Origin of the sequence: Streptomyces sp. PA03-3a (assembly GCF_033792735.1) — a bacterium.
GTDB lineage: Bacteria > Actinomycetota > Actinomycetes > Streptomycetales > Streptomycetaceae > Actinacidiphila.
The window spans coordinates 1-14,511 of record NZ_JARAVM010000079.1 but is presented as its reverse complement, the minus strand read 5'-3'; the positions used below and the strand labels follow the sequence as shown (position 1 = coordinate 14,511).

The window sequence follows — 14,511 nt, the reverse complement described above, 5'->3', positions numbered from 1 at the left end:
GAAGAGTGGGAAGGCCGCAGGTCAGAGGGGGTAAAAGTCCTTCCCACTTTGGCGGTCCTTCCCACTTTGAAGTGGGAAGGCGGCCCCCGAGGCGACCCGCGGCGGGTGGCCCTCGGGTCCTGCCGAACCCTGCCCGGGGCCCTACCTACAGAGGGGCCCTCAGAAGTGGGAAGAGTGGGAAGAGTGGGAAGGCCGCAGGTCAGAGGGGGTAAAAGTCCTTCCCACTTTGGCGGTCCTTCCCACTTTGAAGTGGGAAGGCGGCCCCCGAGGCGACCCGCGACAGCCCCGCCCGAGGTGGCCCGGGGCTCCCTCGGTGCCGTGGTGGGGCCCCGGGGCGGAAAGTGGGAAGGCCGCAGGTCAGGGCGGCATTCAGTGCTGGCGTGAAGTGGGAAGGCGGGTGCCAGGGGCGGTGTCGACGGCACCCCGAGGCGCCCCTCGGGCCCTGCCCGGCCCAGATATGGGGCTGTAGGGCGACCCAACGCGAGGAAGTGGGAAGGCCGCAGGTCAGAGGCCGATTCCGCGTGCGTATCGGACGCCTTACGTGTGGGGATCTCCGGCACGAAAGTGGGAAGGTCGCAGGTCAGAGGCCCATTCCGCACGGGAATCGCCTGGCGGCCCGGCCCCCGAGGGGCGGAGGCCACGAACAACCGCAGGTCAAGGGCGGATTACGCGGGGGGAAGTAGGCCGATACCTGCGGGGAAGGGGCTGATACGCGGGCGCATGTCGGGGGTGGACCTTCCCCGGGGGAACCGAGGCCCGGTCGGCTCCCGGACCCGGGACCGAGACGGGGCTCCTCCCCGGCCGCGACGGCCGGGAGCTGCTGGCGGCGGCCAGTACGTCAACCGGGAGACGTACAGCCGGACGTGATGACGTACCGGACGACCGCGGCCGGGGAGGGCTTGCGACCGTTCGGGCCCCGGCTGTCGGTGGGGCTCGGGACGATGGGGGCCATGAACCACAGTGACGACACGATGGACACCGAGGGCGCGGCGCGCGTCCACTACGTCGACCCGCGGTGCCGGCTGCTGGCCGAAGCGCGCTGGCGGCTGGAGACGGGGGGCACCCGTCAGCAGTGGCTGGCGCTCGGGAAGGACAACCCCGAGGCGTTGATCCGGGAGGGCCGGGACTGGATCCGGGCGGCGGTCGCGGCTGGCATCATCCCGCCGCCGGAGTAGGCGAGCGTCCGAGCATGGCGCGGCCCCCATCCCTCGGGACGGGGGCCGTTCTCGCGTTGCTGGTCGACCGCGCCTCGGTCCGCGTCTGTTCTGCACCCCTCTCGTGTCCGGGAGTTCGCTGGTTGCTGGCGCGGTGTCCTTCTGCGTATCCGAGTTGGCGAATTTTCGGAAACGGTGCTGCTGGTCTGGCGCGGCCGGTCGAAAACGCGATTACCGGAGTCGGTGAATCTCGGCGGTGATGTACGGGGAGCGGTCGGCCAGGGCGGCCAGGGGCCGGGCGTGGGCCGGGCATGCGTAGGCGTCCACCTCGGTCACGTCCTGGACGAAGCGCACGGCGAACGCGCGGGAGGCCGGGCACCTCTGGCGGTCCTTCGGCTGCGTGGTGTCGAGGACTTCGCAGAGGCCGGGCGGCTGGTTGTACCAGATCATGAGCGACCCACGGACGGAGCCGACGACCTGGCACACGCGGTCGCGGCGCTCTTGCTCCCGGGCCGGGAGGGTCTGCGGGTCCACGGGCAGGATCGTCCCGTCTGCCGGCCGGACGGGGACCGAGGGGACCGGTGCCGGCGGATTGGGGGTGAGGGCCTGCGGGCGGTGGGGAGCTGCTGGCGCGGGCCGGGCGGCGGCGGGTGCGGCCGGGGGCCGGGACTGGCCCGTGAGGGCGGCCAGGATGCCCGCCAGGGGCCCGGCGGCGGCCGGTCGGGGGAACGTGGCGGCCCCGGCCCCGAGGGGCGCTGTGCGGGGCCAGGGGGCGAACGTGGCGGCCGGGCGGTCGTCTTCCTCCCACGGGTCCTCTTCCGGCTCCCACGCGGGCGCAGGGCGGCTCCGAGGTGCCCGGACTGCCGGCGGGAGCTGGCGGCCGGGAGGGACGGCTCCGGTGTTGTCGTGGGTCCGGTGCGGGACGCGCTGCCCGGTCGCACACTCGGGGCACCGGATCGTCATGCGGTCCTTGGCCCGTGACTGCCACTCATGGCCGCAACGGCATTCGATCCACACGGCGGGCCGGGTCGCGACCTGCGCGGCCCGGATAGCGGCTCCGGACATGTCCGAGGACACGGGGCCTTCCCATTCCTGGTCTACGCGGACGTGTCGGGAGGCCCGGCATTCGGGGCAGCGGGTGTTTCCGCCTCGGACCGTGGTCCGGTATGGGTTGGCGCACTTTCGGCAGACGATTTGAACGGGGACGGTTCGCACGATCCCCCCCTCTCTTGCTGGTTGCTGGCGCGGTATCAATTCCGATCATTGCATGTCGGATGGATGAAAAGAATCCGGAAAAGAGAACGGCCCCCGGATCCGAAGTGGATCGGGGGCCGTGCGGGGAGTCGGAATTATCGGCGGGCCGCGCTATCGGGTCGCGGACTTCCACGTGTTGGGGGCCTGTACGTCCTCCCACACTTCGATCGGGCCCTGTTCGTCATGGTGAACATTGCGCAGGACGAGAACGGGCACGGCGGCCCCCTCGGGCACGTCGACTTCGAGCGCGCGTAGTTCGTCACTGCTGGCCAGGCGTGCGCCGTACATCTCCGGTGAGCGGGTGATCTGGCGGCCGGTCCGGTCGGTGTAGGTGTGCTGCCAGAACGGCTCCAAGTGCCCTTCCGTCAGCAGCTCGGGGACGTGGGCCAGGGCGCGCATGTCGATCAGGGACAGGGCAACGGCGGTCGGCCGGCCGTCCTTCCGGAAGACGCGGCGGCGGATGACGATCTCGGTGTGGGGCTCGATGCCGAGGAGACGGCAGATTTCGGGGTCCGCGCAGCTGCGCAGGCCCACCCAGTGATCCCCGATCGTCTCGCCGTGGGCCTTGGGCTCCCCGGTCCGCTCCAACCTCTCCAGTCGGTCAGCCCCGGTGACGACGACGCTCGGTCGGTCGGCAACGACCGTTCCGACGCGCTCGCGCGGGGCCGTGAGCCCTTCCGCCTTGAGCATGTTGTAGGCCCGGGTGACGGTGGCGGTCGCGACGCCGAACCGTTCCGCGGTCGCCCGGACCGGTGGCATGCGGTCCCCGGGGCGCAGGTCCCCGTCAAGGATCGCGCGCCTGTAGTGAGCCGCAATGTCCGTGGCCTGTGTCGGTGACATCCCCGCGCCTCCTGTTCTCTGTGCTAGCTGTGTGCTTGCCGTCTGTGCTATCTGTGTCCTACTCTAGCGGTAGAGCAGCCCGTACAACAGCCGGAGTGAGGCATGGCGCAGGCAACCGGAAGTGAGCCCCAAGGCCGCCCCCTGATGACCCTTCGAGTCAGCCGGGACGGCGGTCGCACCTGGTCGCCCATACAGGAGATCCGGCCGGACGACTCCGGCCTGTCCCCCCAGATGCTGTCCGCCTGGCCCCCCTGCCGGTGCCCCCGTCACAGCAACGGATCGGAGATCAGCCGATGACTGCACCGACCGGAGCCCCCAAGGGCTCCAAGGGGAAGAACGACTCCGCGAAGTTCGGGGCCACGTTCTCCCCCTCGTTCACCATCAACGCGTCCAAGAGCAACAGCACGACGGTCGGCGGCGGGATCCCCGCGCAGGGAGGCCGCGCTCACTCCGAGGCGTCCCTCCCCGCTCCGGAGTTCACCTCCCCGGCGGACGTGCGGAACTACTGCAACGCGCTGCGGGCCCTGATGGTCGGCATCTCGTTCGAGGTGGCCATGGGCGCCGAGATTCTCAAGGGCGTGTTGGCCACGGTCCCGGACCCCGAGGGCCGTATCGGCGGCTCCAAGGCCCGCGCCTGGCGCGTCTCCCGGAAGCTGGCCAAGGCCGCGGACTCCGCGTCCGCCGCCGCGAAGAACGCCGCCGCCTGCTACGCGCAGTTCCAGCAGCAGTACGAGGAAGAGATCAACCGCGTCAAGCACCGTGCCCGGCGCCCCCAGGGCCCGCGCATGGACTGGGCCCGGCAGTAGAGGGGGGCGGGGTCATGGCTGAGAAGGACATCGAGCGTCAGCACGAGGAACAGCTCAAGGGCGAGTCCGCGCTCGCGGGGGTCGGCAAGTACCTGTTGCACAGGGCCAAACCGCACCTTCCCCCGTGGCTCGGAGTCGTGGGCGTGGGAGTCGCCGGAGAGGGCGCCCACCTGATGTGGGCTGACTCGCCGTGGGGCGCGGCCGGCCTGACCCTGGCATCGGTCGCGTTGACCGGCGCGACCTGGTGGGCGGGCCGGAGCACAAGCGCACAGCGTCGGCTGCACTCCGCGATCACGGTTGCGGCCGGGTCGGTGTGGGTCACCGCCGCCGCGCTCTCCGGCCCGATCTCCCACCCGGTGATCGACCTGTACGCGATGGGCGGCCCGGTCCTGGCCCTGTCGTGGAACGTGCGCATGGTCATGCGGCGCAACACGGACCCGGTCGGGGAGTCCTCGGACAAGGGCCTGTTGGAGAAGGTCGGTCTCGCCCGTACGAAGCTGGGCCCGGCCAAGGTGGAGCCGAACAAGGTCACCGTGCCCTACGCGCTCCCGGCCGGGGAGGCGACCAACGACGACGTGTCCAAGGCCCTGCCCCGGATCGCGTCCGCGCTGGACGTGCCGACCACGGCCGTCCGCTACCGGCCCGACCCGGACTCGGCCCGTAAGGGTGAGATCGTCGTCGTCCCCAACGACATGCTGCGGGAAGTGATCTGGTACCCGGGCCCCTCGGCTCCGGGCGGCTCGATCGCGGAACCCCTCGTGATCGGGGTGTACGACGACGGCCGGGAGCTGGCGCTCACGCTCCCGCAGGCAATCCACCTGCTGGTCATGGGCGTCACCGGCTCGGGGAAGACCGAGGCGGCGCTCGATGTGCTGGTGGAAGTCCTGACCCGCCGCGATGTCATCACGTGGCTGTCGGACCCGAAGCGCGGCCAGGACCTCGGGGAAGCGTTCGGGGCGTGCGACTGGGTGGTCACCACGCAGGACGGCGCGGCCGTGATGATCGAGGCGACCAAGGCAGTCATCCCGGCCCGGCAACTGTGGCTCGGTTCGCACGGCTACCGGTCGTGGGAGCCTGCCGCCGCCGGCCGCCAGGACGACCCGCAGCACACCTGCCGGGAGGACGGCACGGCGTGCGGGTGCCCCGGCATGCCGTACATGGTCGCGTGGTTCGAGGAAGCGGCGAACACGCTGCGGGCCGTCGACGACGACGCGTTCACCGGCATCGCGCAGGAAGCCCGGTCGGCCGGAGTCTCCCTGGTCGTCTCGATGCAGCGCGCTTCCGGCTACCAGATCAGCACCGACACCCGCGCGTCCCTCCCGTCCGCCCTGTGCATGGGCGTGGATGAGCGCGACGCAGGGTTCGCCCTCCCGTCCGAAGTCCTGGACGCGGGCGCCAACCCCGGGGCGTGGGGCAACAAGCGGCCCGGCTACTGCTACCTGGTCGCGGCCGGAGTCTCCGAGGAACTGTGGTCCACCCCCTCCCGGACCTTCCGGAACAACCCCGTCGCACTGGAGTGGGCGACCCGGGAGTTCGCGCCCGTCCGCATGGGCGTGGACGACGTGACCGCCAACGCCGCGGCGAGCATCGCCGGACGGCTCTACACCGACCGCCAGGGCCCGACCCCGGCCGCGACCGAGGGCGGCCCGCAGACGGCGGCCGGGACGGACGACGACGACATGACCACCGGTGAGCCCCTGGTAGATCCCGAGGACGAAGGGATCAACCCCGAGACGGAACTCCCCGAGGCGACCGACGCGCAGATGTTCGGGGCCCCGGCCGGGACCGTCCCCGAGGACCCGCGGGCGGCCATGGAGGAGATCCTCCGGCACTTCGAGGCGGCGGGCCGGATGGTCGTCCAGACCAAGGACTTCATGGACTACTGCGACCAGATCGGCCGGTCCCGTCCGTGGGTCGCCGGAGAGCTGGGCCGCCTCGGTCGGGAGGGCCGCCTCGTTCCGGCCGCCGGCCACAAATACCGCATCGTCCCGGCCCTGACATCTGCCTGACTGTCTGACGGCCTGACACCAAATCCCCAGGTAGACGCGCTGTCAGAGCGGATGACACCCCGCTCTGACAGCGCCTGACACCGGGCCCTGACACCGGGCCCTGACACCCATAGAGAGGAACCCATGAGCAGCAACGAGTATCGCGCCCCGGGCAGTGAGATCACGCCGGACGACCTGGCCCGCTTCCTGATCCCGGACACCCCGGCCGGACTGGTCACCCCCTCGGAGACGACCGAGGCGGCCCCCGAGCGGCCGGCCATCCCGTCCACGGCCGACCTGATCGCGGCGTGGCAGCAGCAGCAGAACACCGCCGCCCTGATCCCGCAGTCGGCCGCCCTGGCCGTGGTGGACACCGCCCCGATCGTCCCCCGGTGGGTCTGGCGAGCGTCGGCCGTGACCGCCGCCGTGTCGGCCATGGCCGGACTGGTCGGGTTCGTCGTGTGGGGCGTGTCGCTGGCCCTGGCCGCCGCCGTGTCGGCCCTGGCCGCCGCCGCCCCGTACCTGGTGGGGGGCGTGATTCTCGCGGGCGCTCTGGTCCTTCTGTGCCGTAAGCGCACGGGACCTGACACGCTCTCCGTGTCGGTCGTCCAGAGCGTCAGTGTCATCCAGAACAAGAGGAAGTAGGTCCCCGATGCCGCACATCTCCCGCACAAAGGCCGCAACGCTGGGCCTGCTGGTCCCGGCCGCCCTGGCCCTCGGGATGTCTGCCGACACCTCGTTCCGCTTCCTCGGGGCCGCCCTGGACATCACCAACGACACCGAGCGGGCGCTCCTCTGCGGAGTCGCGGAAGCCGCGATCATCGCCCTGACCATCTACGCATGGGCCACCAAGACCAAGGGGCCCGCCTACCTCGCGTATGCCGCCGTTCTCGTCCAGGCGATCCCCGCGTTCCAGGTCTCCGGCGGGATCGGCGGCCCGGTCCGGGTCGTCCTCGGTCCCATCCTGCTGGCCGTGATGCTCCACTTCCTGCTGGGTCTGGAACTGCGGATGTCCGGGGAGAAGTCGGACGGCATCCTGGCCGCCGCCCTGCGGGAGCTGCGCGAGCGCGTGACCGCCTCCCTCGGGATCGGCCGGCGGGGAGTCGACTCCGCGGCCATCGCGCGCAGCCGCGCAGCCGACCGCGCCGTGGACCTGGCCGACCGCGTGGAGTCGGCCAAGGGCGGCAGCCGGAAGCGCACCCGCCTGGCCGCCAAGCTGGCCGCCGCCATTGACGCGGCGCGACACGGACTTGACGCGGCCGACGCGGACGCAGCCGAGGCGGCCATCGTGTCGCGGGTCGTCCGCCGGAAGTCTGTCGCGGGTCTCGCGACCATCGCGACGCGTCACGACTGGGCCGCGACACTGACCGGACCGCGACGCGACACCGCCCGCGACACCGAGCACGACACCGCGACAACCCCCGTCGTGGCCGACCGCGACAGCAGCCGCGACACGGACCGCGACACCGCGACAGCCCCGGCCGTGGCCGACCGCGACACCGAGGCGGCCCCCGCCGTTGTCGCTCCGACCCCCGCCTCCCCGGCGGTGGTGGACCTGGCGTCCAAGCGTCACGCCGCGACGTCGCGCCCGCAGGCCGCAGACCTGGCCGAAGACCTGGCCCCTGTCGCGGGCGACACGATCGCGACCGTGAGCCCCGATGCGGTCCCGTCCGTGGCGCAGATCGTCCGGGAGGCCATGACCGCCGGAGTGACCGACCGCGACGTGATCGTGTCGCGCGTCCAGCAGTACCGGCCCGGCACCCCCCGCGCGACTGTCGCGCGAGCGATGCAGCGTCACGACAGCAAGCGGCCCGCGGTCGCTGCCGGTCAGTACCTCTGACCCGCGACACCGCGACAACCCCTGTCGCGATCCGTTGTCGCGAACACCGCGACACCGCGACAGGGGCGGCGGGACACGACACCGCGACACCCCTAGGGGGACCGATGGACGCTCAGCCGAACGACCACGCGATAGCGATCGTGCGCGACTGCTACACCACCGGCCAACCGCAGCGGATGGCCGTGGAACTCACCGGGTGCTCACCCTCGTGGGTCGCAGCTCAGTACCGGCGGCTCAAGGCGAGCGGGATCTCCCGCATGCCGGGCCAGATGGAACTGTTCGACCCCTCCCCGGCCACCCCTTGAATTCAACTGATCCCCCGGCATAGTCGGAAGTGAGCTGCCGACGAAACGGCAGCTCACGTCGTAGGCCGGGCCCACAGAACGGAACACAGAGCAGATGAGCAACGGAACTCAGATCACGATCGTGGGCAACGTCACCGACGACCCCGAGCTGAGGTTCACCCCGTCCGGGGCCCCGGTCGCGAAGTTCAGCGTCGCGGTGAACCGCAGGACGTTCGACCGCCAGGCCAACGAGTGGAAGGAGTCCGGCACGGACTTCCACCGGGTCACCGCCTGGCGGGCCCTGGCCGAGAACGTGGCCGAGACGCTGCAGAAGGGCATGCGGGTCGTCGTCGTCGGGGACCTGCGGTCGCGGTCGTGGAAGGACGACAAGACCGGGGAGAACCGGACCGGGTGGGAGCTGGAGGCGGCGGCGGTCGGCCCCGATCTCTCGTTCGCCACGGCGACCGTGACGAAGGTGGCCAAGTCGTCGCCTGGCGCGGCCCCGGGAGACGACGCGTGGGCGTCCGCCTCCCGCACCCGCCCGCCGGCCCCGGCCGGAGTCGCGGCCGGCGGCCAGGGCGGTGGGGAGTGGAGCCAGGCCCCCGCGGGTGAGCCCCCGTTCTGATACGTAGCGGTATCGGGGGGTGTCCGTCGTATGGTCACCCCGCGCGCGCGACAGGCGGCCCGGCACCCGAGAGGGAAAGCCGGGCCGCCTTCCGTACCCGGAACCGTCCCTCGGTCCCGGCCGGGAAGGTGCGGGCCCTCCCGAGGGGGCCAGTACGTCAACTGGAAGACGTACACCGCGAACCGATGACGTACAGCACGACCGAGGCCGGAGAAGACACGCCAGCGAATCCCCCGATCAGGTAGTGGCGCAACGTGACTGACGGGGCATAGGATTCGGGGACGATTCATGAAAGGAGATGCGACGTGACTGCTACCGCGATCGAGGCGACCGCGCGGGGCACCGTTGCTCCCCCGGTTCCCGAGGGCTGGCGGGTGACCCCGGAAGGCACTGTGCGTGTCTCGGACGTTGCCCGGACGACGGGTGACTACGAGTCCATGAACTACACCGTGCGCAGGTGTGGTGTCCCGGTCGTTGACCAGGGAGGCCAGGGCCGGAGCCGCTACATCCCGGTGTCCGAGGCGCTCCTCCTGGTGGCCGCCGCCGCCCTGGCCGTTGCGGCCGGCGTGGCCCTGGCCCAGATGTACCGGGCCATCAAGACGACCGGCGCGACCGTGAACGCGGACTCTCTGACGATCCCGCTTCAGGTCAGGGGCTGACCCGTGACGACGACCGAGACGACCCCGGGAAGGGAGGGCGACCCGATGGACTGGCTCCACACCATGACCGATGAAGACGCCCGCATCCTGTGGGTCTTCGGCGGCTACGGCGACCACGACGACTTCCCCGGGGCCCGGGTCGCAGTCGTCCGAATGGTCCGCGGTGTGGCCCCGACCGCCCGGCGGGCCCTGGCCCGGCACTTCGCTTCGCTCTCCCCCCGGGAGGCGGTGGCCGCCCTGGCCGCTCTCCTCCGGGCCCTGGCCGTTCGGCCGGCGGGTGTCCCCCTGCCGATCGCGGCCCCTCTGGCCATGTCCCCTCAGAGGAGGTGCCACCGGCTCACCCCGGCCCGCGCTCCGTGACCGTCTCACCCCGCCCGAACGGCGGGGGTCACGACCGCAGGCACCCACCCCAGAAATGCCGAAAGCCCCGGGGTCTCACTCCCGAGGCCTTGGCATCGATTCCGATGCGAGGAACCAAGTGCATTCCAAGAGTACCCAGGCAGACGCCCTGCGCACCACAGACCCTTATGTGATCCCGGTCGGCGGCTCCGGCCGGGTGACCGTTGTTGAGGACGAGACGACCGCTTACCTGATCTGCCAGACCGTGCGCGGTCGCGGCGGGTGGGGCGTCCACTCGGCTGACGGAGAGCTGATCACCTCGGGATGGCCGACCCTGACCCGGGCCCGGGCCTACGCGGACCGGCTGCTGTCCAGGGCGGCGGCGGCCCGATGACCGAGACGACACCGCAGACCGGCCCGAGGACCCCCCGCCCGCGCGGGGAGCGGACCCTCCGAGTGGTCACCGGCTCCGATGGAGTCCGGGAAGAGATCACCACCGAGCGCATCGCGGACCGGTACGAGGCAGACGAACACGGGCACTACCGGGTCACCCGCTCCTACGGCGAGAACTCAGCCGGGGAGCGGGTCCTGCGGGTGTCCCGGAAAGAGATCCTGAGCGCGCGCGCGGAGATCACCGCTGCGTATGCGGACGACACCGGGGAGCCGTACCCGATCGCGGCCACCGAGACGACCGACCGGGCCCGGCCCGTGGTCACCTACTACGACCTGCGGGTGTCCCGGGAGGACGCGGGCCAGGTCGTGCTCGACACCGTGTCGGCCGAGGACTTCGAGAAGCTGGCGTGGTTGGACCGCCAGGAACTGTCCGAGATCCCGCAGGTTCTCGCATCCACCGGGCAGACGGCCCGGGGAGACATCCTGGCGTCCATCCGCCTCGGGTCCGACCGGTACCCGACGATCCCCGCGTACTCCCGTCTGGGCTGGCACTGCCGGGACGGCCGTTGGCTGTACGTCCACGGCGGCGGGGCGTGGACGACTGACGGCGCGTTGGACGTGCCGGTCTACGGCAACGGGCTCGGCATCTTCACCATGGCGCCCCCGCCCGAGGACGACACGGCCGGCCGCCGCGCGTTCGAGGCCCTGTGGCAGTTGTTCGGCATGACCCCGGACAAGTTTGCAGCCGTCGAGATCGGGGCCGTCTTCCGCGCGGCTATGGGCCGCCCCTCGGGGAGCTGCACGTACGTCGCGGTGAACCGGTCCGGGAAGTCCGGCCACATGGCCTTCCTGTCGCAGTGCTGGGCCCCCTCGGTCCGCTGGAACACGCTTCCCTTCAACGCAGGCAAGGCGTTCGCCACCCCGGCCTATGTCGAGTACGTCCACCACACGTTCGGGGACATGTTCGTCGGGTGGGACGACATGGCGCCCACCGGCTCCGCACGGGAGCGCGCGGACTACTTCGACCTGTTCGCCCGGTCCCTGTTCAACGGTGCGTCCAAGGGCCGTATGGGCATCAAGGACAACAAGATCGTGGCCCGTGACCGGCTCCGGCCCCGCGCGTTCGGCGGACTGTCGGCCGAGGACGTGACCGCGGTGGAGTCGGCACAGAACCGCACGCACCTGTTGCAGCTCTCCCGGGGGGAGTTCGACGCGCAGGCATTCGCGGCGGCCGACGCGGACGGCGGCCCCTCGGACCGGTCCGCGCTGCTGTCCGCGTTCGTCATCTGGTGGGCGGCCAAGATGCCCGCCCACGCCTACGTCTCGGGGCTTGAACACCGCTTCGCGGCCGACCTGGCCGCCGCGACCGAGGCGCCCGGCCGCTACGTGGAGTCGTCGGCCGACAAGGCGGCCGGCCTGTGGTGCGGACTTGAGTTCGCGCTCTCTCGCGGGTGGGTCACCGAGGACCGGGCCCGGGAGCTGTGGGAGCGAGGCTGGGCCGGTCTGTGCGAGTCCCTGCGCGCGCAGGTCGATGCGGGCGTGGGCCAGTCGATGGCGGACCGTATCCGCGATGCGCTGCTGGACGGCCTGGCGGTCGGTGCCGTTCACGTCGTGGATGTGCAAGGCGGCATGCCGAAGCACGGGCAGGCCCTCGGGTGGCGCGGGGAGTACCCGCAGGGCAGCGGGATCGGCTGGACGGACGGGAACCGGCTGTACCTCCTCCCGTCCGCCGCCGCCCCGTTCGTGATCCAGCACTCGGCAGAGTCGGGAGCGCCCATCGAGATCACGGCCCGCGCGATGGGGGAGGCCCTGGAAACGGCCGGATACATCACCGGGGAGGACGAGAACCGGGCCGGACGGACCACCCACCGGCACACCGCTTCCCAGTGGATTCCCGTCGCGCGGTCCGCGAAGAAGGTGTGGTCCATGCCCATGCCGGTCGAGACGGACGGCCCGGCCGGCGGCGGCCAGGCCGGACCCGAGACGCCCCCGGCCCCCGGGGCTCCCGGCGGCGGCCAGGGCGGCTCCGGCACCTGCCAGGCCTGCGGGGAGCCGCTTCCGTTCGATGACGGCTCCGGCTATCACGCGAACTGCGACCCTGCCCCGGCCCCGTGGCCCGCAGGGACGATCGGAGCCGAGGTGGCGGCCCTTCCCCTCCCGGCCCCCGAGAGGGAGCCGGAGGCGGCCCTCCCGGCCCCTTCCCGGCCGCAGGCGGCCCCTACGGCCCCTGTCCCGGCCCCGGCCGCCCCCGAGGCTCCCGCCGCCGCTCCGGCCGCTCCGGCGCCCCGGAAGGCCCCGCAGAGTGAGCCGCAGGTCTGCGTGAGCATCGCGGACCGCGTGGCCGCCGCGCTGGAAAAGGCCGGCGGGGACGTGGACAAGGCGACCGCCGCCCTGATCAAGTCCGCGATCCCGGACGGGATGGAGCTGCTGGAGTCCACGCGGGTCTCCGCCCGCTACGACTTCACCGCCCACCCGCCCGAGCCGGAGATCCTGCGCAAGCCGTCCAAGAACGACGCGAACGAGGTGTGGGAGGCCCGTCCGAAGTGGACGAACTCCAACACCCCGGACGGCACCGAGGTGCAGCTCCTGGACGTGAACGCCGCGTACCTGTCCGCGCTGAACACTCACCTCCCGATCGGTGCGTTGCAGCACGCAGAGGGCGGGGAGTTCGACCGCCGCCGCTCCGGCCTGTACCGGATCACTCCGCCGGAGTGGACCCACACCGACCTGCCCAACCCCCTCGGGGCCCGGGAGCTGTCCGGGGATCTGTGGGTGACCCGGCCGACCCTGCAACTCCTGGTCGACGCGTCCTCGGAGAAGTACGGGCGGCTCTGTGAGCCCCCGGTCGTCCATGAGTCGTGGACCTCGGGCAGCTCGGAGAGCATCCTCCGGGCCTTCCGGCTCATCCTGCGCGACGCCCGCGCGGCGGCCATCGCGGACGGGGACGAGGTGACCCTCGCCTACGTCAAGGCCATGTATTCCAAGTTCATTTCTACGTCCGCCAAGGCATCCAAGTTCAATCACCTCATTGAGCGCACGGACTGGTCACAGATCATCCGGGCGCAGGCTCACGGGAATCTGTGGCGTCGCGCATTCAAGGCGCACACGGCGGGGCTCGCCGTTCACCGGATCACCGGCACCGACGAATTGCACGTCGGCGGTGACTGGCGCGCGGTATTCGCTGAGGGTCGGGGACTGACCGAGATGAAGACGAAGGGTGCCTATGTCGTCGGCGCCCCGGTCGCGGAAATGGGGGAGTGACGCATGTCCAGGGGATACAGGATTACCGGCGGTGAGGGCGCCCGTGGAAAGCGGGGCGGCCACGCCATTTCGGAGCGGCTGGACGAACTGGCCGGAGGCATCAAGTCGGACGCGTCCAGCGAACGGGGATTGGAAGCACGGTTGAAGTACCTGACCAACTCCCCCGCCGGATACCAGGCAATGGAGCGGGCCGGAGTCAGCGTCACCGCGCGCACGCTTATCGCGTGGCTGTCCGGCGACCGCGACCCGAGCAAGGCCAACGCTGGCCGCATCGACGCGGCATACCGCGACATGCGGCGGCGGAACATCGCCAAGACAATGAAAAAGCGGCTGTCCAACGACGGGCGCGGAACGCGCGTGGAAGTCCACCCCGTTGACCAATCCCGGGTCCCGGACCACAAGCAACGGGACCTGAACGTGCGGCGGATCAAAATCCGCCCCGCGCAATGGGATCAGCTCGTGGACGCGTGGGCCGCCGGAGACATCGCCAGCATGGACGACATCTGGGACGGGATCGCAGAGGACACCATCGGTTCCGACTGGGGGGCGTACACCACGGTCGGCGCCATCGGATTCGGCGCGTAGCAGCAACTCACCGCGGGGCCCCGTCGACTGCCGGCGGGGCCCCGCGGCTCATCACCCGAGGGGGACAGAGTGAGCTTCATCGAGGAGTACGGCCTGGTCCCGTACAAGCCCTGGCAGCTCTCCCGGTACGTCCGGGAGGGCGCGTGCGAACTGTGCGGGGACACCTCGGACGACGTGGCCCGGAAGTACGCAGAGGGCGGCTACCAAGGGGCCGCGTCCTCGGTCCAACTGAACTTCGACCACTGCCACGATCACGGCTGGATCCGGGGCCGACTCTGCACCCGATGCAACAACGACATCGGCACCGCGTTCCGCGTCGGCTGGATCCACCGGAGCCCGAGGAAGGCCGAGTTCGTCGCCCACCTCGGGAAGTGCCCTGACTGCCCCGCTCCCGGCCGGGAAGGCGCGCACGGCGCCACCGGCCCCGGTACGTCTCCCCGGTGACGTACCGGCATCCCGAGGGCCGCCTCGGTCCCGGGCCTG

At 71.3% G+C, this 14,511-nt stretch carries 15 protein-coding genes; 13 read left to right on the top strand and 2 right to left on the bottom strand.

Annotation, left to right across the window (positions count from 1 at the left end; translation table 11 throughout):
• Positions 1-950: 950 nt before the first annotated feature.
• On the top strand, positions 951-1,175 hold the full coding sequence (locus tag PV342_RS40690) for a hypothetical protein (RefSeq protein ID WP_500321196.1): 225 nt from the start codon (positions 951-953) through the stop codon (positions 1,173-1,175).
• Positions 1,176-1,385: 210 nt separating this feature from the next.
• Here the strand turns inward: PV342_RS40690 and PV342_RS40685 are convergent, their stop codons facing one another.
• A complete protein-coding gene (locus PV342_RS40685; RefSeq protein ID WP_500321193.1) occupies positions 1,386-1,688 on the bottom strand; it encodes a hypothetical protein in 303 nt (100 codons plus the stop codon).
• A gap of 831 nt (positions 1,689-2,519) precedes the next feature.
• Positions 2,520-3,248: a GntR family transcriptional regulator gene (locus PV342_RS40680; protein ID WP_500321191.1), complete on the bottom strand. Its 729-nt coding sequence runs from the start codon at positions 3,246-3,248 to the stop codon at positions 2,520-2,522.
• Positions 3,249-3,541: 293 nt separating this feature from the next.
• Here PV342_RS40680 and traA point away from each other — a divergent pair, with 293 nt between their 5' ends.
• From traA to PV342_RS40620, 12 genes are all read left to right on the top strand, one after another.
• On the top strand, positions 3,542-4,054 hold the full coding sequence (traA, locus tag PV342_RS40675) for a plasmid transfer protein TraA (RefSeq protein WP_500321189.1): 513 nt from the start codon (positions 3,542-3,544) through the stop codon (positions 4,052-4,054).
• 14 nt (positions 4,055-4,068) lie between these two features.
• On the top strand, positions 4,069-6,063 hold the full coding sequence (gene traB / locus PV342_RS40670) for a plasmid transfer protein TraB (RefSeq protein ID WP_500321187.1): 1,995 nt from the start codon (positions 4,069-4,071) through the stop codon (positions 6,061-6,063).
• Positions 6,064-6,186: 123 nt separating this feature from the next.
• Entirely contained in the window at positions 6,187-6,687 is a 501-nt protein-coding gene (locus PV342_RS40665; protein ID WP_500321185.1) for a hypothetical protein, read from the top strand.
• Positions 6,688-6,694: 7 nt separating this feature from the next.
• Positions 6,695-7,882 (top strand): hypothetical protein, encoded by a 1,188-nt coding sequence (locus PV342_RS40660; RefSeq protein WP_500321183.1) that lies wholly within the window; start codon positions 6,695-6,697, stop codon positions 7,880-7,882.
• A gap of 104 nt (positions 7,883-7,986) precedes the next feature.
• Positions 7,987-8,187: a hypothetical protein gene (locus PV342_RS40655; protein ID WP_500321181.1), complete on the top strand. Its 201-nt coding sequence runs from the start codon at positions 7,987-7,989 to the stop codon at positions 8,185-8,187.
• A gap of 94 nt (positions 8,188-8,281) precedes the next feature.
• A complete protein-coding gene (gene ssb / locus PV342_RS40650; RefSeq protein WP_500321179.1) occupies positions 8,282-8,791 on the top strand; it encodes a single-stranded DNA-binding protein in 510 nt (169 codons plus the stop codon).
• Positions 8,792-9,096: 305 nt separating this feature from the next.
• Entirely contained in the window at positions 9,097-9,450 is a 354-nt protein-coding gene (locus PV342_RS40645) for a hypothetical protein (protein ID WP_500321178.1), read from the top strand.
• A gap of 3 nt (positions 9,451-9,453) precedes the next feature.
• The gene (locus PV342_RS40640; protein ID WP_500321176.1) at positions 9,454-9,810 is read left to right on the top strand and encodes a hypothetical protein; all 357 of its coding nucleotides are present in this window, start codon (positions 9,454-9,456) and stop codon (positions 9,808-9,810) included.
• Positions 9,811-9,928: 118 nt separating this feature from the next.
• Complete coding sequence (locus PV342_RS40635; protein ID WP_500321174.1) at positions 9,929-10,183, top strand: hypothetical protein; 255 nt, start codon at positions 9,929-9,931, stop codon at positions 10,181-10,183.
• Entirely contained in the window at positions 10,180-13,443 is a 3,264-nt protein-coding gene (locus tag PV342_RS40630; protein ID WP_500321172.1) for a hypothetical protein, read from the top strand. The genes PV342_RS40635 and PV342_RS40630 overlap by 4 nt, the downstream gene beginning before the upstream one ends.
• Positions 13,444-13,446: 3 nt before the next feature.
• Positions 13,447-14,028 carry a transcriptional regulator gene (locus PV342_RS40625; protein ID WP_500321170.1) on the top strand — a complete coding sequence of 194 codons (582 nt, stop codon included), beginning with the start codon at positions 13,447-13,449 and terminating at the stop codon, positions 14,026-14,028.
• Positions 14,029-14,097: 69 nt separating this feature from the next.
• Positions 14,098-14,472, top strand: coding sequence for an endonuclease domain-containing protein (locus tag PV342_RS40620; RefSeq protein ID WP_500321168.1), 375 nt, complete (start codon positions 14,098-14,100; stop codon positions 14,470-14,472).
• The last annotated feature ends 39 nt before the right edge of the window (positions 14,473-14,511 follow it).